General features: G+C 62.1%; 25 protein-coding genes, 2 tRNA genes and 1 pseudogene. 14 read left to right on the plus strand and 14 right to left on the minus strand.

What is annotated here, in order from left to right; translation table 11 throughout:
• Positions 1–88: 88 nt before the first annotated feature.
• Both NKH38_RS11655 and NKH38_RS11660 read left to right on the plus strand, forming a co-directional pair.
• Positions 89–763 carry an alpha/beta hydrolase gene (locus NKH38_RS11655; RefSeq protein WP_023669128.1) on the plus strand — a complete coding sequence of 225 codons (675 nt, stop codon included), beginning with the start codon at positions 89–91 and terminating at the stop codon, positions 761–763.
• A gap of 212 nt (positions 764–975) precedes the next feature.
• Positions 976–1,623, plus strand: coding sequence for an FMN-binding negative transcriptional regulator (locus tag NKH38_RS11660; protein ID WP_023669129.1), 648 nt, complete (start codon positions 976–978; stop codon positions 1,621–1,623).
• Positions 1,624–1,666: 43 nt separating this feature from the next.
• Here the strand turns inward: NKH38_RS11660 and NKH38_RS11665 are convergent, their stop codons facing one another.
• Genes NKH38_RS11665 through NKH38_RS11680 form a run of 4 tightly spaced genes read right to left on the minus strand, consistent with a single transcriptional unit; the run spans position 1,667 to position 5,355 of the window.
• The gene (locus tag NKH38_RS11665) at positions 1,667–2,563 is read right to left on the minus strand and encodes a phosphatase PAP2 family protein (RefSeq protein WP_023706431.1); all 897 of its coding nucleotides are present in this window, start codon (positions 2,561–2,563) and stop codon (positions 1,667–1,669) included.
• A gap of 30 nt (positions 2,564–2,593) precedes the next feature.
• Positions 2,594–4,237, minus strand: a complete 1,644-nt coding sequence (locus tag NKH38_RS11670) for an ArnT family glycosyltransferase (protein ID WP_352760208.1) — start codon at positions 4,235–4,237, stop codon at positions 2,594–2,596.
• A 58-nt stretch (positions 4,238–4,295) separates the two neighbouring features.
• Positions 4,296–4,628, minus strand: coding sequence for a lipid-A-disaccharide synthase N-terminal domain-containing protein (locus NKH38_RS11675; RefSeq protein ID WP_023669132.1), 333 nt, complete (start codon positions 4,626–4,628; stop codon positions 4,296–4,298).
• The gene (locus tag NKH38_RS11680) at positions 4,621–5,355 is read right to left on the minus strand and encodes a glycosyltransferase family 2 protein (RefSeq protein WP_023694104.1); all 735 of its coding nucleotides are present in this window, start codon (positions 5,353–5,355) and stop codon (positions 4,621–4,623) included. Before NKH38_RS11680 ends, NKH38_RS11675 begins: the two co-directional genes overlap by 8 nt.
• 254 nt (positions 5,356–5,609) lie before the next feature.
• Between NKH38_RS11680 and tyrS the strand changes: the two genes are divergently transcribed.
• Entirely contained in the window at positions 5,610–6,863 is a 1,254-nt protein-coding gene (tyrS, locus tag NKH38_RS11685; protein ID WP_023834184.1) for a tyrosine--tRNA ligase, read from the plus strand.
• A gap of 17 nt (positions 6,864–6,880) precedes the next feature.
• Here tyrS and NKH38_RS11690 read toward each other — a convergent pair whose 3' ends face one another.
• Positions 6,881–10,267 (minus strand): YhdP family protein, encoded by a 3,387-nt coding sequence (locus NKH38_RS11690; RefSeq protein ID WP_352760213.1) that lies wholly within the window; start codon positions 10,265–10,267, stop codon positions 6,881–6,883.
• Between the two features lie 162 nt (positions 10,268–10,429).
• Here NKH38_RS11690 and NKH38_RS11695 point away from each other — a divergent pair, with 162 nt between their 5' ends.
• The 3 genes and pseudogenes from NKH38_RS11695 to NKH38_RS11705 form a co-directional block, all read left to right on the plus strand.
• The gene (locus NKH38_RS11695; RefSeq protein ID WP_023697549.1) at positions 10,430–10,897 is read left to right on the plus strand and encodes a peroxiredoxin; all 468 of its coding nucleotides are present in this window, start codon (positions 10,430–10,432) and stop codon (positions 10,895–10,897) included.
• 165 nt (positions 10,898–11,062) lie between these two features.
• Complete coding sequence (locus NKH38_RS11700) at positions 11,063–12,340, plus strand: M23 family metallopeptidase (protein ID WP_352760216.1); 1,278 nt, start codon at positions 11,063–11,065, stop codon at positions 12,338–12,340.
• Positions 12,341–12,510: 170 nt separating this feature from the next.
• Positions 12,511–12,726: pseudogene (locus NKH38_RS11705) on the plus strand (ABC transporter permease subunit); the annotation flags it as partial.
• A 75-nt stretch (positions 12,727–12,801) separates the two neighbouring features.
• Here NKH38_RS11705 and NKH38_RS11710 read toward each other — a convergent pair.
• Positions 12,802–13,983: a M24 family metallopeptidase gene (locus NKH38_RS11710; protein ID WP_352760218.1), complete on the minus strand. Its 1,182-nt coding sequence runs from the start codon at positions 13,981–13,983 to the stop codon at positions 12,802–12,804.
• Between the two features lie 211 nt (positions 13,984–14,194).
• On the opposite strand from NKH38_RS11710, the gene NKH38_RS11715 reads away from it, so the two are divergent.
• The 5 genes from NKH38_RS11715 to NKH38_RS11735 all read left to right on the plus strand — a co-directional run bounded on the left by NKH38_RS11715 (position 14,195) and on the right by NKH38_RS11735 (position 19,144).
• A complete protein-coding gene (locus NKH38_RS11715) occupies positions 14,195–15,361 on the plus strand; it encodes an ROK family transcriptional regulator (RefSeq protein ID WP_352760221.1) in 1,167 nt (388 codons plus the stop codon).
• Positions 15,358–16,122 (plus strand): ATP-binding cassette domain-containing protein, encoded by a 765-nt coding sequence (locus tag NKH38_RS11720; RefSeq protein ID WP_352760224.1) that lies wholly within the window; start codon positions 15,358–15,360, stop codon positions 16,120–16,122. The genes NKH38_RS11715 and NKH38_RS11720 overlap by 4 nt, the downstream gene beginning before the upstream one ends.
• A gap of 41 nt (positions 16,123–16,163) precedes the next feature.
• Positions 16,164–17,204, plus strand: a complete 1,041-nt coding sequence (locus tag NKH38_RS11725) for a sugar ABC transporter substrate-binding protein (protein ID WP_023684845.1) — start codon at positions 16,164–16,166, stop codon at positions 17,202–17,204.
• A 160-nt stretch (positions 17,205–17,364) separates the two neighbouring features.
• The gene (locus NKH38_RS11730; protein ID WP_023697543.1) at positions 17,365–18,360 is read left to right on the plus strand and encodes an ABC transporter permease; all 996 of its coding nucleotides are present in this window, start codon (positions 17,365–17,367) and stop codon (positions 18,358–18,360) included.
• A gap of 13 nt (positions 18,361–18,373) precedes the next feature.
• Positions 18,374–19,144: an SDR family oxidoreductase gene (locus NKH38_RS11735; RefSeq protein ID WP_023690227.1), complete on the plus strand. Its 771-nt coding sequence runs from the start codon at positions 18,374–18,376 to the stop codon at positions 19,142–19,144.
• Here NKH38_RS11735 and NKH38_RS11740 read toward each other — a convergent pair whose 3' ends face one another.
• Positions 19,145–19,966 (minus strand): M15 family metallopeptidase, encoded by an 822-nt coding sequence (locus NKH38_RS11740; protein ID WP_352712465.1) that lies wholly within the window; start codon positions 19,964–19,966, stop codon positions 19,145–19,147.
• A gap of 87 nt (positions 19,967–20,053) precedes the next feature.
• On the opposite strand from NKH38_RS11740, the gene NKH38_RS11745 reads away from it, so the two are divergent.
• Complete coding sequence (locus tag NKH38_RS11745) at positions 20,054–20,617, plus strand: hypothetical protein (RefSeq protein WP_352760229.1); 564 nt, start codon at positions 20,054–20,056, stop codon at positions 20,615–20,617.
• A gap of 60 nt (positions 20,618–20,677) precedes the next feature.
• On the opposite strand, the gene NKH38_RS11750 is transcribed toward NKH38_RS11745, so the two are convergent.
• Positions 20,678–20,753: transfer RNA gene (locus tag NKH38_RS11750), tRNA-Val, on the minus strand.
• 217 nt (positions 20,754–20,970) lie between these two features.
• Here NKH38_RS11750 and NKH38_RS11755 point away from each other — a divergent pair.
• Positions 20,971–21,047 (plus strand) — tRNA-Asp (locus NKH38_RS11755).
• A 45-nt stretch (positions 21,048–21,092) separates the two neighbouring features.
• On the opposite strand, the gene NKH38_RS11760 is transcribed toward NKH38_RS11755, so the two are convergent.
• The 4 genes from NKH38_RS11760 to NKH38_RS11775 form a co-directional block, all read right to left on the minus strand.
• Positions 21,093–22,280 carry a site-specific integrase gene (locus NKH38_RS11760; protein WP_050588517.1) on the minus strand — a complete coding sequence of 396 codons (1,188 nt, stop codon included), beginning with the start codon at positions 22,278–22,280 and terminating at the stop codon, positions 21,093–21,095.
• Positions 22,273–22,563 (minus strand): hypothetical protein, encoded by a 291-nt coding sequence (locus NKH38_RS11765; protein WP_050588518.1) that lies wholly within the window; start codon positions 22,561–22,563, stop codon positions 22,273–22,275. The genes NKH38_RS11760 and NKH38_RS11765 overlap by 8 nt, the downstream gene beginning before the upstream one ends.
• A gap of 463 nt (positions 22,564–23,026) precedes the next feature.
• Positions 23,027–24,142: a redoxin family protein gene (locus NKH38_RS11770; protein ID WP_023704336.1), complete on the minus strand. Its 1,116-nt coding sequence runs from the start codon at positions 24,140–24,142 to the stop codon at positions 23,027–23,029.
• Between the two features lie 105 nt (positions 24,143–24,247).
• Positions 24,248–24,523 carry a hypothetical protein gene (locus tag NKH38_RS11775; RefSeq protein WP_023669154.1) on the minus strand — a complete coding sequence of 92 codons (276 nt, stop codon included), beginning with the start codon at positions 24,521–24,523 and terminating at the stop codon, positions 24,248–24,250.
• An 87-nt stretch (positions 24,524–24,610) separates the two neighbouring features.
• Between NKH38_RS11775 and NKH38_RS11780 the strand changes: the two genes are divergently transcribed.
• Positions 24,611–24,796: a hypothetical protein gene (locus NKH38_RS11780; RefSeq protein WP_156940624.1), complete on the plus strand. Its 186-nt coding sequence runs from the start codon at positions 24,611–24,613 to the stop codon at positions 24,794–24,796.
• 130 nt (positions 24,797–24,926) lie between these two features.
• Here NKH38_RS11780 and NKH38_RS11785 read toward each other — a convergent pair whose 3' ends face one another.
• On the minus strand, positions 24,927–25,073 hold the full coding sequence (locus tag NKH38_RS11785; protein ID WP_023669155.1) for a hypothetical protein: 147 nt from the start codon (positions 25,071–25,073) through the stop codon (positions 24,927–24,929).
• Positions 25,074–25,546: 473 nt separating this feature from the next.
• On the minus strand, positions 25,547–26,464 hold the full coding sequence (locus NKH38_RS11790; protein ID WP_023669156.1) for a LysR family transcriptional regulator: 918 nt from the start codon (positions 26,462–26,464) through the stop codon (positions 25,547–25,549).
• Positions 26,465–26,654 lie beyond the last annotated feature (190 nt).

Raw genomic sequence — 26,654 nt, forward strand, 5'->3', positions numbered from 1 at the left:
CTTGCCCTGCGTCAAGGCCCGGAAGGGCTGGGGCTGGAGTAAGAATTGTTCCGGGCGCCGCGCATTCGTATGCCATTTGGAGTATTTCATGCCTGAGGTCATTTTCACCGGTCCGGCCGGCCGCCTGGAGGGCCGCTACCAGCCTTCCAAGGAGAAGAGCGCGCCGATTGCCATCGTGTTGCATCCGCATCCGCAATTCGGCGGCACGATGAACAACAAGATCGTCTATGACCTCTTCTACATGTTCCAGAAGCGCGATTTCACCACGCTTCGCTTCAACTTCCGCGGCATCGGCCGCAGCCAGGGCGAATTCGACCACGGCACCGGCGAATTGTCGGATGCCGCCGCAGCGCTCGACTGGGTGCAGTCGCTGCATCCGGATTCCAAGAGCTGCTGGGTGGCCGGTTATTCCTTCGGCTCCTGGATCGGCATGCAGCTTCTGATGCGCCGGCCCGAGATCGAGGGCTTCATCTCGATCGCGCCGCAGCCCAACACCTATGATTTCTCGTTCCTGGCGCCCTGCCCGTCATCGGGTCTGATCATCCATGGCGATGCCGACAAGGTGGCGCCGCCCAAGGATGTGCAGGGCCTGGTCGACAAGCTGCACACGCAAAAGGGCATCACCATCACGCAGAAGACCTTGCCAGGCGCCAACCACTTCTTCGCCAACGACGCCGATCTGCTGCTCGAGGAATGCGCCGACTATCTCGACCGACGGCTGGCCGGCGAATTGTCCGATCCGCGGCCGAAGCGGCTGCGCTAAGAGCAATTCCAGGAAAAGTGTAAACGGGTTTTCCGTCCGGAATTGCGTCAAAACAAAAACTCCCGGTCCGATGCCGTCACAGTCGTGCCCATCATGGGCGCGACAATGCCATTTCGGCTGATCCAAACGGTGAAGCCAGCCTGACATGTGGCGCGGCTCGGCTGAACGGCGCACAATGCCGGTTCAGCCAGCGCAAGAAGGCATGACCGATCATGTACCAGCCTCCCCATTTCCAGGAAACGCGGCCGGACGTCCTGCACGGGCTGATCCGGACGCATCCGCTGGGGTTGCTGATCTCCAACGGCACCGATGGCCCGGTCGCCAATGCCATTCCTTTCCTGCTTGATGCAGAGGTTGGGCCGAATGGCCGGCTGCGCGCCCATCTGGCCAGGGCCAACCCGCAATGGCGTCAGCTGGCCGACAATCCGACATCGCCGGTGCTGGTCGTCTTCCAGGGCGCCGACGCCTATGTGACGCCGTCCTGGTACGAGACCAAGCGCGAGACCGGCAAGGTCGTGCCGACCTGGAACTACGCCATTGTCCAGGTGCGAGGAACGGTAAGAGTGATCGAGGATTCCGCCTGGATCGCACAGCAGATCACCGAGTTGACGCTGTCGCAGGAAAACGCCCGCGAGGCCCCCTGGGCGGTGACCGATGCGCCGCCGACCTTCATCCAGTCGCAGATCAAGGGCATCATCGGGCTGGAGATCGAGATCGCCGAAATCAGCGGCAAGTGGAAAGTCAGCCAGAACCGGCCTGTCGCCGACCGCGTCGGTGTCGCCGAAGGGCTGGAGAAGGACGCCGCCGGCGCGCCTGACATGGCTCGGCTGGTGCGGAGCTGGGGTGGCATCGACAGCTAGCTGGGGTGGTCTTAGTCTAGATGGTTCCAAAGGCGTCAGCAATTCAGTTGCCTGCCGGCGCTGCTCCAATGCGGAAATTCGTCTGTCTCGGCGCATCGTTTTGGTTTGGTTTGCGAGCCCGACGGAATAGGCGGAACGTAGTTTTTGCCACCGGCAACCCCGACGCCGTGTAGCGGAAGATACATCCCAGCCGGCCAAGCACCATCGCGCAGACGATGGCAACAGCACAGCCAAGGCCGAATCCGGCGACAGTGTCGCTCGGATAGTGCGCGCCGATAAAGATTCGGGTCGATGCGACCGACAAGGTTGCAGCCAGCAGCACCCATCTGCGCTGGGGCAACAACAGCAGCGCAATGCCGAAAATGACACCCATGGTCGTGGCATGGCCGGATGGGAAGCTGGCAAAGCGCGCCTCCATGGAAAAAGGATGCAGCGACAGATCGCCGAGCTTGTCGAAATTCATTGGCCTGGCTCTGCCCACGCCATATTTCAGCACGTTGACGACCATGGCCGAGAGTACGATCGAACCCAGCACCATGAAAGCAAAGCAGGTCCAGTTGTAGAAGGTCATCCGCGCGCGCCGGGAAAGGCTGCGCCAATCCGTCAGATTCGCAGCAATCAGCACCAGTACCGACGGGACAAGATACCAGCCGCCTAGGCCGAAGAAGGTAAAAAACTCGGCGATGCGGAAGACATTGGTCGAGCCTAAAGCCCACTGCCTCGCCATGGTGCCCGCAAGATGGTCGAAACGGAGCGACACCGCGATCGTCAGCAAAAGCCAGGCCACGACCCAGACCGACCACAGGATTTTCGGGTAGCGCGCCGGGCGCGTCGCCAGGCGATGCCGTACAATCCCGAAAGTATCGCGGAAATTATCGACAGACTGCCGGAGCATGGCAGGCATAGCGGCACGCGCCGGTGATGGCGACTTCGTCAACATGCGGAGCTCGAAGCGATCATCGAAGAGATATCAGTTCGCCACACGGTACAGGCCGAGCGACAATTTATCACCTGACGAATAGTTGATGCCGTCGATCTCGGCGACGCGGCTGGCCTTCTTGCCTTGCCCTGCCAGCAGGTCATCCAGCCGTTTTTCATCGCCGACCGGCGCCAGGCCCAAAGCGCAGGCCGGATCGCCAAGCAGATGTTGCGCAACCCCATCGACATCGGTCAGTACCGTCTTTGTGCCCATCAGAAATACCAGGCTCGGTTCGTGATATTGCGCGGAGGCGAGCACGCTCATCTCACAGGGACGATCGGCGCGAACCGCCGCCTCGATTTCCCGGCTCATCCAAATCGGTTTCAGTGACGGCACGATGACACCGAACAGCAGGGCGTAGGTTATACCGGCGCAAACCGCAGCCCCGCCGATGCGGACCAGCGGCACCAGCTTCTGGCGCGAAACAGCGAGGTAGCCGGCGCCCAATGCTGCCGCGGCGGCCGGAACGCTCCACCATAAAAATGTCTTCATGAGATAGATCGGCGCACCGACGCAAAGCACGGCGAGACCGACTGTCACCAGGACGGTGCCGAATGCGGTCGCCCACCACAGCCATGTCTGCCAGCGCCTGAGCGGCGCATTTGCCTCTTGCGGTGTCAGCGTCACAAGCCAGCCGATGAGCAGGGCCATGCCGGGATAGGCCGGCAGCACATAATGCGGCAGTTTCGTCGGGATCAATTCGAAGACCAGCCAGAACGGAATGTACCAGGCGAGGCAGAAACGCAGGCGCGGATCGTCGCGCAATCGGTTGAGCGCCTGCAGTCCGGCGCCGAGCGCCACAAGGCCGAACGGCCACATGAACAGGCAATAGGTCAGCACGTAGAAGCCCGGCGGAACGCCGTGCGACTCCTCGCCTTGCGCGACCTTGCCGAGCATATCCTTGCCGACGGCCTGCTGCAGGAAGGCGCCGTTGCTCTTCCAGGTGATTAGGGCGAGCCAAGGCAGCACGATGGACAGCACCAGAATCAGCCCACGCCCGGCTTTCAGCCTCGCCAGCCAGCGCCAGTCGCGCTCGAAAGCAACCAGCGTGAGCACCGTCAGCGCCGACAGCAGCGGTGTAATCGGCCCCTTGATGAGGATCGCCGCGCCCTGCGCAGCCCAGAAAATCCACGGCAGATGGCCGGCGACAGGCTCGTTGCGGCGCGATGCCAGATAAATCTGCGCCAGCGCGCCTTGCGCCAGAACGCAGCAGGCAAGCAGCATCGCGTCGGTCTTGGCATCGCGGCCTTCGAAGGCGGTAGCGAAAATCGCCGCCATGACCAGGCCGGCGGCAAGACCGGCATTGGCGCCGAACAGATTGGCCCCGGTCCAGGCGATTGTGACGACGGCGATGGCGATGCCCAGCGCCGAGATCAGCCGGTAAATCCAGATCGGCGCCTGTGCCCCCTCGCCGCTCAGCGTCACCGCCGCCGATTGCAGCCAGTAGATGCCGATCGGCTTTTGGTAGCGCGACGCGTCCTGGAAGCGGATGTCGACATAGTCGCCGGTCTCCGTCATCTGCTTGGTCGCCTGGACGAAGCGCGGCTCGTCGCGGTCGAGCGGCGGCAAAGAGGCCAGTCCCGACGCCGTCATCACCAGGCTGAACAGGAAGAGAAAGATGTAGTTCCTGCTCATTTCGACACCGGACAGACTGGTCAACACCGGACAGACTGGATTTGGCGGGACTGGTGGCTCAGTCGACCTTGGTCATCGCCGCCTTGCGCTCATTGGCGATGAGCCATAAATTTCTGACATAGATCACCATGCCCATGGCCTGGCCGGCGATGAACACCGGATCCTCACGCTGGATGGCGTAGACCAGCAGCAGCCCGCCGCCGAACAGCGAGAAGAACCAGAAAGCGATCGGCACGACGCTGCGCTTGGCCTTTTCCGAAGCGATCCACTGCACCAGGAAGCGCATGGTGAAGAAGAACTGGGCAACGAAGCCGAGCAGAACCCAGGCGTCGAACTGCTTGACGAAAACCTGGTGCAGCCAGGTCGCCAATTCCTGAAACACGTTAGCCATGCGTGATTTCCTCTACCTTTGGCATTCTGCGGCGCCGGCGCCGAAGCCACCAGACGCCGGCGAGATCGAGCGCGCCCTGCAGGCCGCGATCGAAGATGCCGTAATTCGACTTGCCGTGGCGGCGGGAGCGGTCGACGACGTCGCAATGGACGACGCGGTAGCCTTCCTGGATGACCAGCGCCGGAACGAAACGATGCGTGCCGTCGAAAAACGGCAGTTTGCGCAAAATATCGGTGTGGATGGCCTTCAGGCCGCAACCGGTGTCGCGGGTGTCGTCATGCAGGATCGCGCCGCGCAGCCAGTTGGCGAAACGCGATGCCAATTGCTTGATCTTGCTGTCGCGGCGCTTCAACCGCTGCCCCTGCGCGGCGCCGAAATCGGGCCCTGCCCGACGCAGCGCATCGACCAGCACGGGGATATATTGCGGGTCGTTCTGGCCGTCGCCGTCGATGGTGGCGATTATCGAGCCGCGCGCCGCCCAGGCGCCCGAGCGCACCGAAAGCGACTGGCCGGCGGATTTTTCGTGCCGAAGCTGCCGAAGCGGAAACGGACGTGTGGCGGCTTCAGCGGCAAGCACCGAAGCGGTGTCGTCAGTCGAACCGTCATTGACAACGATGATTTCGAAGTCGCGCCCGGTCATCGCCGCCTCGATCTCGTCGATCAGCAGCGGCAGGTTCGCCGCCTCGTTGCGGCAGGGAATGACGATGGATATCAATGCGTCCGGCATATCGCGTCGGGCTCTGTCACAAGATATGGCATTCGGTGGATGCCGTGCGGTGCCGTTCCAGCGGATCGAACCCGTTGGCGCGGCGCCTCATTACGCCAGCCGACAGGATGAAGCAAGCATGCGCGGCAGTGCAGAATAGGCTGTCCATGCCGGCGCAAAATCGGAAACCACTTTTGCTTGACGCGCTTGGATGCTAAACGCCCGCGTTCAGGCCATGCCGGGCCGTTCGGACCCGGCGCTTTCAGGAAGAAACAATGCCCGCCTTCAAGTCCGATTTCCTGCGCGTCATGAGCGAGCGCGGCTTCATCCACCAGATTTCGGATGAGACCGGGCTGGATCAACTTTTCGCGAAGGAAACCGTGACCGCCTATGTCGGCTACGACGCCACGGCGACCAGCCTGCACATCGGCAATCTGATATCGGCGACCATGCTCTACTGGATGCAGGAGACCGGCCACCGGCCGATCGCACTGATGGGCGGCGGCACCTCGATGATCGGCGACCCGTCCTTCCGTGACGACCAGCGCAGCCTTTTGACGCCCGAGGCGATCGCCACCAACATCGAAGGCATCAAGCGAATTTTTGGCCGCATCCTGCGCTTCGGCGACACTGGCAATGACGCCATCATGGTCAACAATGCCGACTGGCTGATGAAGCTCAACTATGTCGAGTTCCTGCGCGATGTCGGCCGCCACTTTTCGGTCAACCGGATGCTGACCTTCGACAGCGTCAGGCTGCGGCTCGAGCGCGAACAGTCGCTGTCCTTCCTCGAATTCAACTACATGATCCTGCAAGGCTATGATTTCGTCGAGCTCAGCCGCCGCCACGACTGCCGGCTGCAGATGGGCGGTTCGGACCAGTGGGGCAACATCATCAACGGCGTCGATCTCGGCCACCGCATGGGCACGCCGCAGCTTTATGCGCTGACCACGCCGCTGCTGACGACATCGTCGGGCGCCAAGATGGGCAAATCGGCCAAGGGCGCGGTGTGGCTGAACGGCGACCTCTTCTCGCCCTATGATTTCTGGCAGTACTGGCGCAACACCGAGGATGCCGACGTCGAGCGCTTCCTGAAGATCTTCACCCGGCTGCCGCTGTCGGAGATCGCGCGGCTGGCCGCCCTTGGCGGCTCGGAGATCAACGAGGCCAAGAAGGTGCTGGCCACCGAAACCACGGCCATCGTGCACGGCCGCGAGGCGGCGCTCGCGGCCGAGGAAACTGCGCGCAAGACATTCGAGGAAGGCGTGACGGCCGAAACGCTGCCGACCGTGGAAGTGGACGACGCCGCGCTGGAAGCCGGCATCGGCATCCTGTCGCTGCTGGTCAGCGCGGGCCTTGCCGGGTCAAACGGCGAGGCAAGGCGTCACATACAGGGTGGCGCCGTGCGCCTCAACGACCAGCCGGTGGCGGACGACCGGCGGATGGTGACGCCTCAGGATTTGAGTCCGGAAAACGTCGCAAAGCTTTCAGTGGGCAAGAAAAAACACGTTCTGGTGCGGCCGGTCTGACCCGTCTTCTGGGATCCTCAGCGATATTCGAAGATCGAGCGGAAAATGCCCGGCGCGATTACCGATAGCGGGTTGATGTCCAGCACCGGCTTGTTGGCGTTGCCCTTAAGCCGGTAGGTGACGCCGATCAGCCCGCGGTCTCGGCCATTGCCGAGCAGCGCGCCGACCAGCGGCAGTTCGCCAAAGATGCGGTTGAGGCCATAGGCCGGCATGAAGGTTCCGGTCATGTCCATATTGTTGTTCTGGTCGTAGAGCGTGCCTTGGAAGGTGGTGCCGATGCGCGGGCCGCGCAGCACGCCATTCGCCAATTTCAAATAGCCCGACCCCTTGTCGATCTCGGTAAAGCCGCGCTCGAACTTTACCCGCGAAGTGTCGATCTTGCCCTTGACCGCTTCGTTCAGGCTGCGGCTGTCGCCGGTTGGCGTGGTCGAGACGATCGAGGCGAGCTTCGGTTCATTGACGATGAAGAAGTTGCTCGAATCGACCTGTCCACGCATCGGGCCGTCGGCTGCGCCGCTGAGCGCCAGCGTGATCGATCCGCCTTCCATATGCTCGTAGATGTTGAGGAAGCGCAATATGGCGCCTGCGTCGGCCGACTTCATGGTGAGCGCGCGAGCACCATTGCCTGCCGTATTGCTGATGGTGATGGCGGCGCCGGAACTTGCCGCGGCGCTGACCTTGAGCCTGTTCACCCTGGAGCCGGCGGCACTGTAGTCGAGCTTCAAATTGGACAGGACCTCGTCATGGAACCCGGTTAGCGAATTGACGTCGGCGCTGACCGAAACCGCGTCCGTGCCGGTGGTTTTGGTGGCGGTATCGACATCGGAGGTGAACTGCTTGATCAGCGAGCGGGCATCGAGCGCGTTGCCGCTGACATCGACTGCGAAGCCCTTGCCCGACCGCTTCACCGTCACGGCGACATCGTCGCCCCGGTTCAAGGCGACTTTGCTGAAGCGGGCCGAAGACAGCGCGCCCTTGACCAGGACGACATCGCCTTCGACCGAAAAGCTCTTTCCGTCGAGGTCGAAGTCGGACAGCGTCGTGGTATCGCCGGACTTGCTCATGGTAAAAGTGGCATTGGCGGGAATGCCCGGCCCCTTGCTCCAGCCTGCCCAGGGAATGTCCAGCCTGGCGCTCGTCAGGTCGACGTCGACGTTCTGGCTGCCGCCTTCGCCGCTCTTGTCGATTGCCACCTTGATGGTGCCGGAAATCAGCGGCGACAGGCCAGGCATGGCCATGGCGCGCGTCTTTTCGTCGAGCACAAGCGCCACCTTGCGGCTGCGCGGCGGCCCGCCATCCCTGAGCGGCTCGACCAGATCGAGCTCGGCTGGAATGCCGTTCAGCCGCGCCTTGGCAGAGATCACCGCCTTGTCGGGCCCGACTTCGATCGAGCCGTCGGCATCGGTCACCATCTGGCCTTCGAACGGCTTGGCGAGCGACAGGTCCTTGTAGTCGAGCGATACCAGCCAATCGAGCTTCGACGTGTCGACGCCGGATTGCAACGGAATGTCGGCCTTGACGTGGCCGGTCACCGTGCCCGACAGGTCGTCCGGCAAGATGCCGACATGGCGCATGGCGTTGATCGGTTCGTAGGAGGCAAGTTCGGCGATGGCCGGCGCCTCACCGGCGACGTCGATGTCGAGCGCGCCGATCACCGGCGGGTGGTTTGCCGCCTTTACCGACAGTGTGCCATTGCTTGCCGCCACGGTGCGGCCGCTTGGCATATAGACGCTGCCCGAGGACAGCGCGACGTCGACATCGTTGCCGTGGAAGGAAACGACGCCGACGGCATCGCGTATCGGCGGGATGCGGCCGGCGGTGTCGAAACGCGAGCCCTCGACCTGGAAGCGGCCGAACACCTCGTCGGCCGAAAGCGGCACGCCGTTGCCGAGACGTCCCGGCACGACCTGGAACTGCAGGCTGGCATCGACGACGCGGCCGCCAAACAGGTTCTGCAGCACCCACAGCCGCGCGTTCTTGGCGGAGAACCAAGGCCATAGCTGCTTGACGTGCGAGACCGCCATGTCGTGGACGTTGAGCGACACCGATATACCCGGCGGTCCGTTGTCGATGAAGGAAACCGCAGCGGTTCCCAGCACTTCGCTCCCCGACCCCGACCTGATGCCGATCTGGTCGGCGACAAGCTTGCGGCTCTTGGTCTGATAGACGCCGGCGATGCGGGCGAAGAAATTCAGCGCCGGCTCGGGCGATTCCGAAGGCGCCAGCGTCGAGCCGTCGCTGGTCAGGTCGTAACGATAGGAAGGCTCCTCGCCGGCCGCGCCGGTCGACGGCTTTGGCCCGATCGAGCCGGCGAAATTGAACGCCGAGCGCCCGGTCTTCAGAACCAGCCTGCCGACATCGATCTTGTTGGAGCCGGAGACAAGGGCGGCGTCGACATCGACATCGGCCGGCAACAGCCCGCGTGTGCCGAGGTCGAGCACCGAGCCGGTTAGCGACAGCGAGCCCGTCAGCCGCGAATCGGTCTCGCCCGAGCCTTCGGATCCCGTGAGCTTCAAAGCCATCGCGCCGGTTCGCCCGCCGGCCGCCGGCGTGGTCTCCGCGACATCCGCCATGTCGATGGCGGCGTTCAAGGCGGTGACGCGCATCGAGCTCGTATCGCGGGTGGCGGTGGCCGTGACGGTGAGCGCGCGGCCATCGACATCCGCCTCGGACGAGAACTCCATGCTGCCGGGGCCCGACTGCAGCACCGTGGCGTTGGCGATCGTGACCAGCTTGACCGATCCGGCCTCGGGCAGCTCGAACGCGACATTTTTGAGATCGATGCGGCGCATCGAATCCTCGCGCACGGCATCGAGTGCACGATTGACGTCACTGAAGACGGCGGCGGCCAGTTTTTCCGGATCGATGAGACCGTCTTGATTGCGCAGGCGCGCTGTCCAGTCGCCACCCGACGGCATTGCCGCGGTGACGATATGGGCGTCGGAAATCCTGGCGCTGGTCAGCCGAACCTCGCCCGAAAGCAGCGGGATCAACCGGATGCCGAAGCGGACGCGCCCGGCATCGGCCATCGGCTTGCCGTCGGCCGTCTCGACGCTGACATCCTTGACCTGCAGCGCAATGAAGCTCGATCCGTCAAGTGTCAGGCTGGCAGGACCGACGGCGACTTTGACGTCGAAACCGGCCAGTTTCTCGATCGCCGTTTCGGCTTCCAACCGCAGCCGTTCGTTGCCGATGCCGGTGGCGCCGATGACGTAGACGGCGGCCGCTGCCAGCAGCACAAGGGCTCCAATGCCGGCAAACAGCCGGGCAAGGATGCGAAAGCCGCGGCCGATCCGTGCCTTACCGAGCGGCGGCACGCGGCAAGCGGACGGGAAAGCCCCCAGGTCGGTGATCTCGTCACGCCTGAACCGGATTTTCTCGTGCTGCGGTTCTTCCTGATCCACGCAATTTTCCGTTGTGCGAATTCGATCGTGGACGAATCCCCGCCCGACATTATAACGACGCAGGCTAGAGCATGATGCCGAAAAGTGTGAGGCGGTTTTCGGACGACATCATGCTCTATCTCTTTGATTTAGGGCTGCGTAACCTCAAACAAGGGCATCGATATGGCTGATCTCGACGTTGGCGACGTTGCGCCGCAATTCGATCTTCCGCGCGACGGCGGCGGCTCACTCAGCCTTGCCTCGATGCGGGGGAAGCCCGTTGTACTTTATTTCTATCCGCAGGACGACACCACAAGTTGTACCAATGAGGCGATCAGCTTTTCGCAGCTGAAGCCGGAGTTCGAAAAGGCCGGCGCCGTGGTGATCGGCCTGTCGCCGGACAGCGTGAAGAAGCACGACAAGTTCAAAACCAAATACGATCTCACCGTCGACTTGGTTGCCGACGAGGAGCGCAAGGTGATCGAGGCCTACAATCTGTGGGTCGAGAAGACGATGTATGGCCGCAACTATATGGGCGTCGAGCGGGCGACGTTCCTGATCGGCAAGGACGGGCGGATCGCCGGGATCTGGCGCAAGGTCCGGGTGAAAGGCCATGCCGAAGCAGTGCTGGAGGCGGTCCGCGCGCTCTGAGGCGCCACCGATCTGGCCAACGCCGCGCAGTGCATTAGGGGCAATAAGACATATATGCGGTTGGCTGACACCGTTGGTCACTAGCGCGCCCGCGACGGCAAAACTTTGTTAACCCTAATAATGTGTAATCGGGCTTCGTTGGTGTCGTAACGAAAGCTTGGTCCCGTGAACCTAACCGGTCAGTCAGCGGTCTTCGGCAGGCGCAAGGAGCCGCATACGGTCATCATTGCGCGGGGCAATGAAATACGGCATTTCACCATCCGGCCGTGGCTCGTCGCCTTTCTCGGCTCGGCACTGGCGGCGATCGCCATCGGCTATCTCTTGGCGACCTCCTATCTCGTACTGCGCGACGATCTGATCGGCGCCACCACGGCCCGGCAGGCGCGCATGCAGCAGGCCTATGAAGATCGCATTTCCGCATTGCGCGCGCAGGTCGACCGCATCACCAGCCGCCAGCTTCTCGACCAAAAACTGATGGAAACCAAGGTCAGCGAATTGATCGAGCGGCAGAGCCAGCTCAGCCAGCGCCATGGCCGCCTCGGCCCGATTCTCGAGCGGGCCGAAAACGAGGTCGGCACGCCGGCCGCCGCGGATGTGGCGGCAAAACCCGACGAGCATGCCGAACTGACTGGCGGCGAGCCACTCGCCTATTCGGTGGCCAGCCTCGGTTCGGGCGACACCAGGCCATTCTCGCTGTGGTCGACACGCTCCGACCCGCTGCCCAGCGAAACGGCTGCGGACCGCGCCGACAAATTGTTCGTCTCGATCAATGATTCACTGAAGGCTATCGAAAGCCAGCAACTCACCCGCATCGAGACCCTGGCCGACAATGCCTACAAGAACGCCGACGCCATCACCCAGGCGCTCCAGGCGGCCGGCCTGCCGGTCGACAGCGATTTCGGCAAGAACGAAAGCGATGTCGGCGGGCCGCTGATCCCGCTTGACAGCTCGATGATGTTCGACAGCAAGGTCAAGGAACTGGACGAGGCGCTGGATACGCTCGACCAGTTGAAGAAGGAGGCGCGGCGGCTGCCGCTCGCCAACCCGGCGCCGGGCCACTCCGTCACCAGCCCGTTCGGCGTGCGCACCGACCCCATCCTCGGCACCGCTGCCCTGCACTCGGGCATGGATTTCCGCGCGCCGGTCGGCATGGCAGCCAAGGTCACGGCGGCCGGAATCGTTACCAAGGCCGGCTGGAACGGCGGCTATGGCCGCATGGTCGAGGTCGATCACGGCAACGGCTTTGCCACGCGCTACGGCCATCTGAGCGAGATCGACGTTGCCGTCGGCCAAAAACTCGCAGCCGGCGACATCATTGGCAAAACCGGCAGCAGCGGCCGCTCAACCGGCCCGCACCTGCACTACGAAGTCCGCCACAATGGCGAGGCCATCGACCCGCTGCGCTTCCTGACCGTCGGCAAGAAGGTCGAGCAGTATCTGTAGGGTCAAGCCAGGCGGCTGGTTGCACGCCCCCGCCTCCTTCACCCGTTGTACCATCCTGTTGTTTGGCAATCCGACATCGCGTGCTCCGGCGTCGTGATCGTTGACTCACGCCCTGCGGCGTGAAGTTTCTGCAAGCTGGAAACCCTCTGAGGCACGCGCCCAGAAGTGTTTGGAGCCTGCGGCTGCCGCGCGCTTTGCCGATGCTGTTCTCATCGCTGAGGATTGCCTCGGCCACCGCCGTGATCAGCGCCATTGTCGGCGAATGGATCGGCTCCGACCAAGGCCTTGGCGCGCTGATCATCCAGGCGTCCTTCAACTACCAGTCGGACCGTCTCTACGCGGCGATCGTGCTGTCATCGGGCCTGTCGATCGTCCTGTGGTGCTGATCGAGCGCCGGGCCATCCGATACTGAGGAGATGCCGTCGGGCGGGGTCGCGACACCGCCGGGTGCTGCCGGCCGGTCAGGATATGACATGGATGTCTCGCGGGAATTTGGTCAGCGTCTCATGGCCGGTCTCGGTCACCAGAATGGTCTCGCTGATCTCGATGCCCCAGCCATCCATCCACATGCCAAGAATGGAGTGCAGGACGTTGCCGGGTTGCAGCGCGGTCTTGTCGCCGGACCGCAGGCTGATCGTGTGCTCGCCCCAATCCGGGGGATAAGCGACGCCGATGGAGTAGCCGATGCGCGATTCCTTCTTCAGCCCGTAGCGCTGGATAACCTTGCGCCATGCGGCCTCGACCGCTTCGGCTGTGGTCCCCGGCCTGACCGCGTCGAGCACCGCATCCATGCCTTCGATCACCGCCTTTGCGGTGTCGGCGACGCGCGCCGGCGTCTTGCCGAGCTGCATCGTCCTGGCGAGGCCGGCGGCATAGCGACGGCAGACGCCGGCAAGTTCGAGCGCAATCGTCTCGTCCTTGCCGAACCGCCGGTCGCTCCACATGATGTGCGGAGCCGATGCATTCTCGCCGCCGAGGATGGTCGGCGGAAGCGCCGTGATGTCGCCGGCAAAGTCGGGGCTGCCGGCAATCTGCGCCGCCTGGATCGCGGCAATCGCATCGCATTCGCGCACGCCTGGCGCGATGACTTCGAAGGCCCACGCGACGGCTGCTTCAGCCAAGGTCGACGCCTTGCGCAGGTAGGCGATTTCCGGCGCGGATTTCACGGCGCGGATCCAGTTCACCAGGAGATCGGCGTCGTGCCATTTCGCATTGGGCAGGCCGGCGACCAGCCGGGCATGCGCCTTCGGCGAGAAATAATAGGCTTCGAGCTCGACGCCGATATGTCTCGCGCCCCAGCCCTTGGCGACGATCCAGGCCCCTATCCAGTCCATCGGATGGCGATCGGCGCGCTGGACATGGTCCTCGGGAAAACCAACAACATTCTCCGGCTTCATCCAGGCCGTCAGCAAGCCGCCTGCCGCATCCATGGCGCGGCCGATCCAGACCGGCTCGGCCTCGTCTTCGATCGGGACCAGCACGACCTGCGGCGTGTAGAACGACCAGCCGTCATAGCCGGTGATGTAATGCTGGTTGGCGACATCGTTGACGACCAGCAGTTCGAGCCCACGCGCCGCCATCTCGGCGCGGATCTTCTGGAGCCGCCGCTGGTATTCATCGCGCGCAAAAGGCAATTCGATCATCGGTTTTCCTGCTGGATTGTTGGCCGGCGAGCCCCACGCCCGCGTGACGTCATTCACCATTGCGGTGGTTTCAGCCCGGCTGCAATCAGCCAGCGCGACGAATGGGACAGGTCCTGCACCGCGCCCGGGAACCGTCGCGAATTATTTTTGAATTCCATTTGACTGAATAAATTGCCTGTGCAAGTCTTGGCCTTCCTAAGGGGCGCGGGACATGGCACTGCGGGGGACCAATCAGGAGTTCGGGCGGCCTTACAACCGGCGCATCGTCCTGGAGTCCATCCGTCTTCACGGTCCCATAGCTCGCGGCGACATTGCCAGCCGGGTAGGCCTCACCGTCCAGACCGTATCGACCATCGTTCGCGAACTCGAAGAGCATGGCTATGTGCTGTCGCTGCGCGAAGAGCCGCGCGGACGCGGGTTGCCGCCGGCGACGCTCAGGATCAACCCCGAGGGCGGCTATGCCGTCGGCGTCCACCTCACCCCGCTGGGGATCGACGCGGCGCTCATCAATCTCAGCGGCGATGTCATCGAGAGCATGCAGCGCGAGGCGCCGCCTGCGACGCCTGACCATGCCTTCGAGCTGATCGGCGCGATGGTGCCCGAGTTGACTGCGCTGCGGCCCGGCGGGCGCGTGCTCGGCATCGGCATGGCGCTGCCTGGACCGTTCGGCGTGGAGTCGATGAGCTTCGTCGGCCCGACGACCATGGCCGGCTGGAAGGATGTCGCGCTGCCGGAACGGCTGGCGGCGTCGACCGGGCTGCCGGCCTTCTTCGAAACCGACATGGCGGCGGCGGCCATGGGCGAACGGCTTTACGGTCTTGGCTCCGGTTATTCCGAATACTACTACCTCTATTTCGGCGTCGGCCTCGGCGGCGTCATCGTGCATGACGGCGCGGTGATGCGCGGCGCCTGGGGCAATGCCGGCGAAATCGGACACATCCCTGCCGTTCCCGGTGGCGAGCCTTGCCCATGCGGTAACAGCGGCTGCCTCGAACGGTATCTCTCGCTCGAAGCACGTCGCCGCCGCAACATCAGCGACGCCGCCTGGGTGGCCGAGATCGCGCCGATCTTCCGCAACGCCATCGTCACCATCGAGAATGTGTTCGACCCGGAAACCGTCATCCTCGGCGGGCTTGCGCCCACCGACCTGCTCGAAAAGCTGGTCGGCGCGGCGGGACAGCTTCCCAATTCGGTCTCGGCGCGGCGCGACCGCAAGACACCGCGCGTGACGGTGGCGACCGGCGGTAAGCATTCGGTGCTGCGCGGCGCTGCCGCATTAGCCGTTTCGGGCGTGCTGTCGCCGCGCTTCGGCCAGATGTTCATTGCCGAGCGCGAGCGCCGGTCCGACCTCATGCACAGCAAGGGAGTGGCGGCATGACCGAATCGCTGCTGGTACTCGAAAACGTCACCAAGAATTACGGCGCCATTCATGCGCTGAGGGGCATCAGCTTCTCGATCGGCAAGGGCGAAGTCGTGGCGCTGCTCGGCGACAACGGCGCCGGCAAGTCGACACTGGTCAAGATCATCGCCGGCGGCCTCGAGCCGAGCTCCGGCCGCATGCTGTTCGAGGGCAAGGAATTCCTGGCGAAAACGCCTGCCGAGGCCAAGGCTGCCGGCATCGAGACCGTCTACCAGGACCTGTCGCTCTGCACCAATGTCGACGTCGTCGCCAATTTCTTCATGGGCCGCGAAATCACCCGCAAGGTTCTCGGTGTCCCCATCCTCGACGAGCGCGCCATGGAGGCCGTGGTCGGCAAGGCGCTGGCAAGTGCGGGCACCCGCATCCCGTCGCTGCGCACCAATGTCGAGCATCTCTCGGGCGGCCAGCGCCAGGCCATCGAGCTCAACCGCTTCGTGCATTGGGGCGGCAAGCTCGTGCTGCTCGACGAGCCGTTCGCCGCCCTCGGCGTCGAACAAACCAGGCGCGGTCTCGAGATGATCCGCCAGGTGGCCAACCAGGGCATCGGCGTCGTCATCATCACCCATATCATGCAACAGGCCTTCCAGGTCGCCGACCGGATCGTGGTGATCCGGCAAGGCGTCGTGGCCGGCGATGTCGCACGCAACAAAACAAGTCCCGATGCGGTGATCAACATGATCACCGGTGAGACGCTTGCCGGTGCCGGACCGGCAGGTTGAGGGACAAAAGAGGGGTCCGGTATAAAAGAGGAGCGAACGACATGAAGCGAATACTGGTTCTTGTCTTCGGTATCCTGGCACTGGCTCTTGCCTCGCTCACGCCGGCAATGTCCCAGACCAAGGGCACCGTCTATTATATGGTCCCGACCCTGCTCGATGAATTCCAGACCGGCTCGGTGAGCGCGCTGGAGCTGTTCCTCAAGCAGGTCGGCTATGAGGTGAAAACACTCAACGCCGACAACAAGACCGACGCGCAGCAATCGCAGATGAACGACGTCATTGCGCTGAAGCCGGCGGCGATCATCCTGGCCGCCGTCGATTTCAACGCGCTGAAGCCGTCCATCGAAGCGGCGCGTGCGGCCGGCATCCCGGTGGTCGAGTTCGACCGCCAGATCACCTCGACCCCGTCCGATTTCACCTCGGTGGCGGGCACGGTCGAGATCGGCTACGTCGCCGCCGAGCAGGCGCAAAAACTTCTGACCGCCAAGAACGGTTCGGTGAAGGGCAAGATCCTGCAGGTGCTCGGCGATCCCGGCGATCCCTACACGCTCGACATCCAGAAGGGTTTCGAGGAGAAGTTGAAGGCGTTTCCTGATGTCAAGATCATCTCGCTGCCGGCCATGCAATGGGAAGCCAGCAATGCCGGCACGATCGTTGCCGACCAGATGCTCGCCAACCCCGACATCGACCTGATCTTCAGCCATGCCGCGCATCTGTCGGTCGCTGCCGTCGCCTCGCTCGAGGCCGCCGGCAAGAAGCCGGGCGACGTCATGCTGATGAGCTCGAACGGCGCTCCGGTCGGTCTCGACCTGATCCGCAAGGGCTGGCTCAATGTCGAAGTCGAGCAACCGCTCTACGCGCAGGCCGCAGCCGTCGCCATGTTCATGGACAAGATCGCCGGCAAGCAGGAAATCAAGCCTGGCGAGTATGACGTGCTCGGCTTGAAGTCGACCGTGACCAAGGAGAGCTGGGGCCCCAACATCAAGATCCCGGGCGCCGCCATCACCAAGGAAAACGTCGACAATCCGGCCTTCTGGGGCAACCAGAAGCCACCGACGGACACGATCAAGTCTGTCGAATAGTCGCCTAGCGAAGCGCTCCGGGCCATTGCGGCCCGGAGCCTGCCCATTCACGACGCCGCGACCCAGGACGCCGTGGCGAACCTAAACCCGCGCCTGAACCCGACGAAATCGAGTTGATTTCTCAGCCTGATTTTCTCGGGGGCGCCAACCGGATCAGCCCATGAACCCGCGCAGCCGCAAAGCCCTGGAGTTCGTCCTCGACAACCTCGTCTGGTTCATGCTGATCTTTGTGCTGGTTGTCTTTTCCATCTTCGTCCCCAACTACTTCCAGCTCGGCATCTTCGCCAACATCATCGAGGCCTCGAGCGTTCTCGGCGTGATGTCGATCGGCCTGTCGCTGGTCATCATTGCCGGCCATATGGACCTGTCGGTAGAATCGGTGGCCGCACTCAGCGCCATGACCGTCGGCATCCTGTTCTGCTCGTCGGGCATCGGTATGGGCATACAGCTCAATCCGCAGTGGCTGATGGTTCCGGTTTCGCTGCTGGTTGCGCTCGCCGTCGGCGGCCTCATCGGCGCCTTCAACGGCTATCTGGTGGTCAAGGTGAAGATGAGCGCCTTTATCATTACGCTGGCGTCCTACATCTGGGTGCGCGGCCTGGTGCTGGTGATTTCCGGCGGCCGCTCGGCACAGGATCTGGCGCCGGCCATCCGCTGGTTCGGCATCCAGCGGCTGGCGGGCCTGCCGCTGACCGCCTGGATCGCCGTCGCCTGTTTCGTCCTGTTCTCGCTGATCATGGCCAAGACGCCGTTCGGCCGCCACCTCGTAATGATCGGCGGCAATGAGACAGCGACCTTCCGCGCCGGCATCCGCGTCAACCGCAACCTGATCATCGCCTTCGTGCTGGCTGGCGCCATCGCCGGCCTCGCCGGCTGGCTGCTCGCCATCCGCACCTCGGGCGCCACCGCCAATCTCGGGACCGGGCTGTTGTTCAACGCCTTTGCCGCCGTCGTCATCGGCGGCGTCAGCCTGAAAGGCGGCGTCGGCACCTTGCCCGGGGTCTATGCCGGCGTGCTTTTGCTCTCCTCCATCAACACGGCAATCAACCTGATGGGCCTGCCGGCCAATTTCACCCAGGTGATCCATGGCCTGCTGGTGCTCGCCGCCGTGCTGCTCGACGCCTTCAAGCAAACCATTCGCCAAAGACTCGCATGACAGGACAGCTCACATGACCGGACGGCTGCAAGACAAGGTCGCGCTTATCGTCGGCAGCGCGCGCGGCATCGGCAAGGGCATTGCGCTGCGCTTTGCCGAGGAAGGCGCAAGGCTGGTCCTGGCCGACAGCGAGGCCGAAGCCGGCCAGGCGACCGCGGACGAGCTCGGCGCGGATTTCATTCGCACCGACATCTCGCAAATGGCCGATGCAGAAGCTGCGGTGGCGCTGGCGCTGAGCCGCCATGGCCGCCTCGACATCGTCGTGCAGAATGCCGGCATCTATCCCTGGCAGCTGATCGAAAACACCAGCCCGGACGACTGGGACCGGGTGATGGCGGTCAATCTGCGCGGCACGTTCAACGCCACGCTGGCGGCGCTGGCGCCGATGAAGGTGCAAGGTTACGGGCGCATGCTCTACACCTCGTCGATCACCGGTCCGCACGTCACCAGCCCCGGCCACGGCCACTATGCCGCCAGCAAGGCCGGCATCAACGGCTTCATCCGCTCGGCGGCGCTGGAATTTTCGGGCTACGGCATCACCGTCAACGGCGTCGAGCCCGGCAACATCCTGACCGAAGCGATCGAGCTGCATCGCGGCGCCGCCTACATCAAGAACATGGAGGATTCGATCCCGCTCGGACGCCTCGGCAGTCCGCGCGACGTCGCCAACGCCTTCCTGTTCCTCGCCTCCGACGATGCCAGCTACATCACCGGCACCACCATCGTCGTCGACGGCGGCCAGTTGCTCCCCGAAGGCAAGGATTTCCGGCTGCTGCCGCCGTGATCAGCCGGATTTCTTGTACAGCAGCAACTCAGGCCGGTACTCGAAGTGCATGGTGTCGTAGTGATACCAGCGCCCGCCCCAGATGAAGCCGTTTTTCTCGAACAATTCCACGATTTCCAGCGGAATCCGGTTCTTGAAGGGAATGTGGGCCTTCGGGTTGGTTTTGTTCCTGTTGTTGTACCAATAGTCGGAGAAGCCGACATTGATATCGAAGGCCGCTCCGAACGAGTGAACGCTCAACCGGTCGGTGCCGGCGATCGGCCGCCAGACAAAGCCGCCGCCGGGCTTGAGCCCGTAACGGCTCAGCTCCGCGGGCATCGCCTCAAGCGCAGCGGAGACCTTGCCCAGCCGGTCGTTGATGCCGAAAATCCTGGTGACCTGCACGGTCTTCTTGCCGAGCTTCGGCAACCATTTGACGTTGGCGATGTGCTTGCCCACCTCGGCGGCACTTGCCCCGTAAAGCTTCTCGAAGAAAGGTTCGTTGCGGATGCGGCCGGGGTCGAAATCCTCCGCCGGGACCGGGGCGCCCTCCGCTGCTCCGGGATAGACGTAGCGAAACATGTCTTCGATGTCAGGGCTCTCCAGCAGCGCGTCGGCGTCGCGCGCCTTGCCGTCGTTCCACACCATGGTGGTGCCGTCGGTCCAGGTCAGGACATTGCCCGAAATGGTGAAAAGGCCGGGATAGGCCTTGAGCAAGGCTGCCTTGGCGGCGGGCTGGTCGACGCCGTCGCCCACATTCCCCGCATAGGCGAAGCGCCCAATACCAGAGATTGCCAATGCCAATAGCAGCTGTAACATCAGCCGCCGTGGATGGTCGATCATTGTGCTGCCTCCGCGAGGGCTTTCATTCATCGTGCATTTAACAAGGCAGCTGTACCATGCTGGTCGAATCGAACGGGAGACAAAATCATGTCAAAAACCTTCACTGCTTTGATCCGGATGACGTTTACATTCATTTGCCTGGTCGGCCTGGCCTCGTCAGTTTCTATCCTTTTCCCCGCCACCGCGTCGGCCCAGCGCATGCAGAAATGCGCCGATGAAGGCGGCACGTGCCGCCTGCCCTACCCCTCGGAAGTGGTCTACGGCGCGCGCGGCCAGACCACCTCCCGCTTCTTCGATCGTCGTTCCGTGCCTTGCTCGAATCGCGTCTTCGGCGACCCGGCGCCCGGCCGCGACAAGGCCTGCTATATTGCGAGGCGCGATAGCGGTAATGATTATGGTGACAACGACGACGACAATTACGGCAATGATGACAATTACGGCGATAATGATTACGGCCAGGGCCGCGGCAGATGGGTGGCCTGCGCCTCGGAGGGGCGGTTCTGCGAGTTCCGTGGCCGCAAAGTGGTGAGATACGGGGCGCGTGGCCAGTACGTCCAGGGCGTATTCAGGAACGGCGTGCGCTGCGGCAACGATGCCTTTGACGAAGATCCCGCTCCCCGTGCGAAGAAGACCTGCTACATCAGGAAGTAGACTGGTGCCGGCATGAAAGGGGGTGCGGCTCTTTGAGGCCGCGCCCGGAATCCGGGATCTTGGTGGGCGATGACGGGCTCGAACCGCCGACATCTTCGGTGTAAACGAAGCGCTCTACCAACTGAGCTAATCGCCCGCTCCGGCCGGACCTTTAAGCGGTCGCAACCGACTTCGCAAGGCCAAATGAGCAGCTGCTAGCTTAGCCGCACAGTGGTTTTCGCGGGCAAAGTGCCGCCTGTCAAAAAACCTTCTCCTGATGCGTATATGCTGTCCAGCTGCGCTTGACACCCGGTGGCGAACCCCTTATCCACCGCCCCAACGACGAACACGGCTGACACGTGCTCGTCCAATGCGCGGGTGTAGCTCAGTTGGTTAGAGTGCCGGCCTGTCACGCCGGAGGTCGCGGGTTCGAGCCCCGTCACTCGCGCCATTAATTTCAAGGGGTTAGCTACCGCCCCTTGAAAAGTTTCAACTCTCATTCTGCGGAGAGTTTCAACTTTCTGTATTCGTTCCGTTCCAGGCCAAGCAGCTTTCTGCCCTTGCGGCGGCTGGCGTCAGCTGAGCGGACGGCGGCCAGATTGACCGGCATATAGGTCTTCTGCAGCGCCTTGTTCCCGTCGATCGAATTGCCCATCTTGGCCGAGATTGCCTCGACCGACGCGCCTCCGGCATTTGCCTCGACCGCGCCGGAACGCCGCATGTCCATCAGCCGCCGCTTCTCCGATGTCCCGAACACCAGCGTGCGCAGATCGGCAAAGTCGTCGACCAGAGAATCCTTGGTGTAAGGCACGCCGGCGCGCGGCCGGCCGCCCTTCGGGCCCGGCGCGAAACCGCGCGAGCGAAAGATCGGCGCATCGTCAAGCAGGGTGACGCCTAGTGATTCGACATAGGCCAGCACCAGGCGCTGCGTGCGTGACGACAGCGTGCCGAAAGCCGCCTCGCCACTCTTGCTGCGTGCAATCAGAAAACCCCATTCCTGTGCTGTCTGCATTGCCTGCGCCGGTGTGAGCGTGCGTACGTCGACGGGTGAGAAGCTCGTGTCCCACGCAACGGCGATGACGCAGGCCAGTCCGCGGTAGCCGGCGCGCCAGGCGCCCTTGACCATGCGCACCGCCTCGCCTGCCGTCCAGGTCTGGTGGCGCGGTGGTGGCGTCTGGCGGCGGATCGCCTGCGATGGGTCGGAGCCGGGCGGGCATAGCTTCATGCCGGCCATGACATTATAGAGCGAACGCCACGTCTTTACGGCACGGTAGGCGATGTCGACACCTTTGACCCGGAGCAGACGGCCATACCAGTCGTCGAGCAGCTCGAGGGTGATGTCGGCTGGCGGCAGGTCGGCGAAGTACGGCTCGATGAAGGTCCAGCCGCGTTCCCAATCCTCGCGGGTGCGCGGTGGCTTGCGCTTCCATGCATCCATGCGGCGATAGCGTGCAAAGGCGTCTCCGATGGAATCCTTTGGCCATACATGCAGGCGCGACGGCTCCCTGCCCTTGCGGAGTTCCTGCCAGCGGTCTTCCCACTCCCTGGCTATCGTCCAAGCCTCAGGCCCGTCGATTCCACAGGAAATGCATCTGAAGCCAGCTTCGACCATCTTCGGCGTCGGCAGCCAGTAGCCGTACCTGCCCTTACGGATGACGTAGTGCTTCAACTTGATCTTACCCAAGGGTCGCCAGCCTCGCTCTTGCAATGTCAATGCTAGACTGCCCGCCGGATCCCGATCCTGCAAGACCCGAGCGTCGATCGAGCCAGGAGTCGATCGCAACCAGGTCGTAGTTGCCGGTAATTGGGCAGGACTTGGGAAAGCCTTGATCCTGCAACGAGGGCAGCAATTCCATGAATTCCCGCAGCGTCAGGTGCAGATAACGCGCCGCCTTGATCGCCGGTACCAGCCGCGGTTGCACCGGGAAGCGGATAGATGACGGTTGTAGTGTGTGGGTTTGGCTCATGACACCACAACTCTATTCACCATCCATCGGGCAGGGGATGGGCGCCTTGTCGCATAGCATGCGATTTTCCTACTCCGTGATCTCGTTATTCCTGCATCGAAGGTGAACGAGGCTTAGAATAGCGGCCTTTCTCCCCCATGCCTATTCATCCAATTCTTAATCGCAGAATCGGCAGCCACAGGGCGAGAATACTTATAATCGGCGGCTTCGGAGCCGCTACGCCCGGGCGCCACAGGCGGCATATTCGCGGCACCAGCTTTCCTGATGCTCTGCCCTAAATATCGCGGATAAGGTTATGGTTGAATGAGCCAGCGTTAGCTTTGACGCCTCTAGACAGCTGTTATTCAAGATGATGAAAAGAAGGAATTTCCGCGCCCAATTGAGAGAATGGAGCGTCCACTGGTAATCCCGCTTTTGCTCGGCTCGATCAAGGAGGTCGCGGGGATCGGCGACAGCTTGGTAATCAGCCAAACGTGAAGCAGAATACCTCGACGCCGGGGCCAAAAAATTCGATGTCGAATTGGCGATCTACGATCGGCCCTAGTTGTCGGATAAGCTGGAACAGGCGTTGTTCGCTTACCGTTCCGTTGCCGTGTTCATCAACGTCAAGTCCGTGAGATCCGCCTGGTGGGTGACCATCGACAAGGACGCGGAACTCTACGGACGATCCCGGCGATGCCGGCCCCATAACAAGATGCAGATCGCGGGCGTGAAAGCGGTACGTTATGCGGCCATTGGCCCTTTTCGCCGACACGCCGTCGCTTCCCATGATCCAGTCGCCCGTAAGCGCCCATTCGTTCGGGCGCAACTGTGCCGGCGCTTCGAAGAGATGCGGCTTGTTGCGAATTACTCCGCCAAGGGACGCAAAGCCTTGGGTACGTTCATAGCCAACATAATTTTCCCGAGACTTCAGGTTGGCTTTGTCGGCTGCGGCTTCGAGGCCGCGCGCATCGACCGACACCAGATCACTGCCTCCGACCTCGTTGCCACCCTCTGCCAGCAATCGCTGAATGATCTTCTCGGACTCGTTGTAGGATCCTTCACCGAAATGCTGATCACGCACTCGCCCTTGAGCATCGATGAAATAGAATGCCGGCCAGAAGTTGTTGTTGAAAGCGCTCCAGATCGCTCCCTTGCTGTCGACGGCGACGGGATAGTCGACCCCCAGCGCTTTCACCTCTCGGCGGACGTTGTCGATGTTCTTCTCAAACCGGAACTCCGGCGAGTGGACGCCGATCACGACCAACCCCTGGTTTCGGTATTTTTCCGACCAAGCGCGGAGATAGGGCTGTGCGCGCATCCAGTTGATACAGGTGTAAGTCCAGAAACTGACAAGGACGACTTTTCCACGGAGTGCCGTCGGCGTCAGTGGTGGCGAATTGAGCCACTCTTCGGCTTGCGTGATTGACGCCAACTCCGATTGGCCGGCAAACCAGCCGAAAATCGAGCCCTGGACGGATGAGCCCTGCGATCCTTTGGAACTCATCGATAGTCCCATAGCGTCGGCCCCAAAACTGCCATTCGGCAGCCCAATCGAAGTGATGAGTAGGAACGAGGCCAACAAGAGGTTCGTCTTCATGCGCGAACTCCCTCCATGGTTTGATTGTGGTCTTCCGCGCGGAAAATTGATGGCGGGCTTGCCCGCCATCATTTTAGGCGCCGTTCGCGGGGGCAATGACGGGGACTATTTCATCCCGCCGAGGGCATTCACGTTGGCGCAGAACTCGGCGTAGGGCTTGCTCATCGCCGCGTCGTTGCATTCGCGCATGATCATTTCGCGCATGGGCTTCGGCTTGGCCATGAAGACCGCCTTGAACTCAGGCATAGGCTTCAGGGCCTTCATCGAGGCGTCAGTGTAGAATGGCCCGATGTTGTCGACCACGTCGAGTGCGCCGGCGAGGGCTGTGCTGCCGACACAAAAAAGTGCAAATGCACCGAGACCAATCGCTTTGATGTTCATGGTGTAGACCTCTCTTGTTTTCGCCATCGTCCCAATGACGATGGGCGTCCAAAGGTACATCTGACGAGGGTCAGAAGTGATATGGAGATGACCTACGCAATCTTTTGGATGCTATTGCACGTTGGTATCGGCAATACTTTTGTACCGACGCCCACCTCGCCGCCCGATTGCCGTCCCGAATGGAACGCCGCGCAATTCCCAGCGCTCCATCGACGTTTTGTCGATCAGCCGCCAATGCCCGAGGCAGGTGCCGGCATTGGCGATAATGCCTGAAACCCGCTGGTGTACCTCGTGCGCAATCGATGCGGTCAGAGCAGCACAGGCTCATGATCCGAGTAGTGCGTGCAGTTCGGATCGGACTTTCTCCAGCGCCCTGGCTGCACTCACAGCCGGGGTCATTTCTTCACCCGAGGATCATGCCCGCAGCGGGAACCAAGATCCACAATCCGAACAGCGGAATGAGTATCCACCGCGCCTGATTGACGCTGACTTCGTTCTTCGTTTTGATGATTGCTGCGACACGTGAATTGCTAAGCCCTTGATCGCGCATGGCATATCTCCTGTGTTGAATGCGCTAGTAATCGACTGACGGCGGCCGCAAATCCATTGAACGATAGTGTCGGCAATACTTATGTGCTGGTCTACGAATAAGTGAAGAGTATCGCTGCCAAGAGAATACCTCAGATGCAGTCGGTGATCCTCGGGTGGCCCGCAGGCTCCGATCCTAATCGGTCCTATCTCTTGTTCCTCGAGCCAATATCCAAAGAAATCCAATAAGTGAGGACCTCGCGGGCAAGCAGGAGCAACAGGGCAGCCTTAATCGCCGCCATTTTCCAACACCTGCTGGCGTTCCTTTGTAATCGCGCCGTTATCAGGTGGTCCTGACAGACGTCACCGTTCAAGCGCGCCTAACCAGAAGCCAGGCGGTAAGCTCCGGCGGACACGTCACCATCTCCAGCAGTGAAAAGGACCCCGGGGAAGCCGGAGACGCAGTATCGCAGGCCACCATCCCTCACGAGATATTCACCCTCTCGTAGTCGGCATATTCGAAAACGCAGCGATTGTGGCCTCGAGAGATACATTCAACGCGTTGGAAAAGGTCCTGCCCCTCTGCCAAATCGCAACGTAGTGATAGAGCGCGGACGGTTCTACTGGCCTTACTCCCAGCTGAAACGCCGCGTACTCACGCGCGATGATCTCGTTTGTGATCGAAATGCCCAGGCCAGCCGAGACGTATCCGGCTTCGTGACCGTTGCAATCGAATTCCACCAGTATGTCTGGCTCAACGCCGGCGAAGCGCAAGGCGTTGAAGTTCATTTGATGAGCGGCGAACTGGGGATCGATATCGACGATCGTCTCGCCTGCCAGGTCTTGCGCCTCGATACAGGTCTGTTTCGAAAAGCGGTGGTCGGGATGGAAGATGCATACGTTGCGAGCCGACCCAAGCGGCGCCCACTCAAACAGACGTGGATCCAGCGGCAGTCTCGAGATGCCGAGATCGGCACGGCCGGCCAGGATGTGTTCGCCGATCTGCTCGTAGCTTCCAGAAATCGACCGGACATTCGAAGCGGTCTTTGAGTGGATGATCGCCACGACCTTGGGCAAGGTCACGAAACCGAAAACAGAAGGCGCGGCAATCGCGATCCGTTGCTTTTCCTCGTTCTTCATTGCGAAGATCGACGCTTCCAGCCGATCCAGGGACGTCAGGGCAAGTTCCACGTTTCGCAGGAGTTCCCAGGCTTCCTGCAAGGGGACGATGCGGTTGGCTGATCGCTTGAACAGTGTGATGCCGAGCGTGGTCTCGAGCTGCTTCACATGTTGACTGACGGCCGGCTGGCTTATCCCGAGCGCAACCGCTGCTCGCCGTGTCGAACCGGCCCGCAACACTTCCCGGAAGACCTTCAACTGACGGAGCTTGAGGTCGCTCTGCAGAAGCTCCATCCCCGCGCACCTTTCCCTGACAACGCTACCCGGGAAGCGGATCACGCCAACCTAGGAGCAACGAACCGCCTTAGTATATAACGGTTGGTTATAGATAAAATAATAAAAATTATAGATTGAGTGTGTAATTTCAAGCGCTAGAATTAGCCAATACCCCAAATTAACTCCAGATTACAAATATAACAATCCG

Source organism: Mesorhizobium sp. M1078 (assembly GCF_040318615.1).
Classification (GTDB): Bacteria; Pseudomonadota; Alphaproteobacteria; order Rhizobiales; family Rhizobiaceae; genus Mesorhizobium.

Bases quoted from the DNA above. Each gene is read 5' to 3' on its own strand.
- NKH38_RS11660 (WP_023669129.1), top strand. From the start codon at position 976: ATGTACCAGCCTCCCCATTTCCAGGAAACGCGGCCGGACGTCCTGCAC.
- NKH38_RS11780 (WP_156940624.1), top strand. From the start codon at position 24,611: ATGACCTACGCAATCTTTTGGATGCTATTGCACGTTGGTATCGGCAAT.
- NKH38_RS11790 (WP_023669156.1), bottom strand. From the start codon at position 26,464: ATGGAGCTTCTGCAGAGCGACCTCAAGCTCCGTCAGTTGAAGGTCTTC.
- NKH38_RS11710 (WP_352760218.1), bottom strand. From the start codon at position 13,983: ATGATCGAATTGCCTTTTGCGCGCGATGAATACCAGCGGCGGCTCCAG.
- tyrS (WP_023834184.1), top strand. From the start codon at position 5,610: ATGCCCGCCTTCAAGTCCGATTTCCTGCGCGTCATGAGCGAGCGCGGC.
- NKH38_RS11720 (WP_352760224.1), top strand. From the start codon at position 15,358: ATGACCGAATCGCTGCTGGTACTCGAAAACGTCACCAAGAATTACGGC.
- NKH38_RS11715 (WP_352760221.1), top strand. From the start codon at position 14,195: ATGGCACTGCGGGGGACCAATCAGGAGTTCGGGCGGCCTTACAACCGG.
- NKH38_RS11770 (WP_023704336.1), bottom strand. From the start codon at position 24,142: ATGAAGACGAACCTCTTGTTGGCCTCGTTCCTACTCATCACTTCGATT.
- NKH38_RS11670 (WP_352760208.1), bottom strand. From the start codon at position 4,237: ATGAGCAGGAACTACATCTTTCTCTTCCTGTTCAGCCTGGTGATGACG.
- NKH38_RS11740 (WP_352712465.1), bottom strand. From the start codon at position 19,966: ATGATCGACCATCCACGGCGGCTGATGTTACAGCTGCTATTGGCATTG.
- NKH38_RS11745 (WP_352760229.1), top strand. From the start codon at position 20,054: ATGTCAAAAACCTTCACTGCTTTGATCCGGATGACGTTTACATTCATT.
- NKH38_RS11765 (WP_050588518.1), bottom strand. From the start codon at position 22,563: ATGAGCCAAACCCACACACTACAACCGTCATCTATCCGCTTCCCGGTG.
- NKH38_RS11695 (WP_023697549.1), top strand. From the start codon at position 10,430: ATGGCTGATCTCGACGTTGGCGACGTTGCGCCGCAATTCGATCTTCCG.
- NKH38_RS11655 (WP_023669128.1), top strand. From the start codon at position 89: ATGCCTGAGGTCATTTTCACCGGTCCGGCCGGCCGCCTGGAGGGCCGC.
- NKH38_RS11735 (WP_023690227.1), top strand. From the start codon at position 18,374: ATGACCGGACGGCTGCAAGACAAGGTCGCGCTTATCGTCGGCAGCGCG.
- NKH38_RS11725 (WP_023684845.1), top strand. From the start codon at position 16,164: ATGAAGCGAATACTGGTTCTTGTCTTCGGTATCCTGGCACTGGCTCTT.
- NKH38_RS11680 (WP_023694104.1), bottom strand. From the start codon at position 5,355: ATGCCGGACGCATTGATATCCATCGTCATTCCCTGCCGCAACGAGGCG.
- NKH38_RS11675 (WP_023669132.1), bottom strand. From the start codon at position 4,628: ATGGCTAACGTGTTTCAGGAATTGGCGACCTGGCTGCACCAGGTTTTC.
- NKH38_RS11665 (WP_023706431.1), bottom strand. From the start codon at position 2,563: ATGTTGACGAAGTCGCCATCACCGGCGCGTGCCGCTATGCCTGCCATG.
- NKH38_RS11730 (WP_023697543.1), top strand. From the start codon at position 17,365: ATGAACCCGCGCAGCCGCAAAGCCCTGGAGTTCGTCCTCGACAACCTC.
- NKH38_RS11785 (WP_023669155.1), bottom strand. From the start codon at position 25,073: ATGCGCGATCAAGGGCTTAGCAATTCACGTGTCGCAGCAATCATCAAA.
- NKH38_RS11775 (WP_023669154.1), bottom strand. From the start codon at position 24,523: ATGAACATCAAAGCGATTGGTCTCGGTGCATTTGCACTTTTTTGTGTC.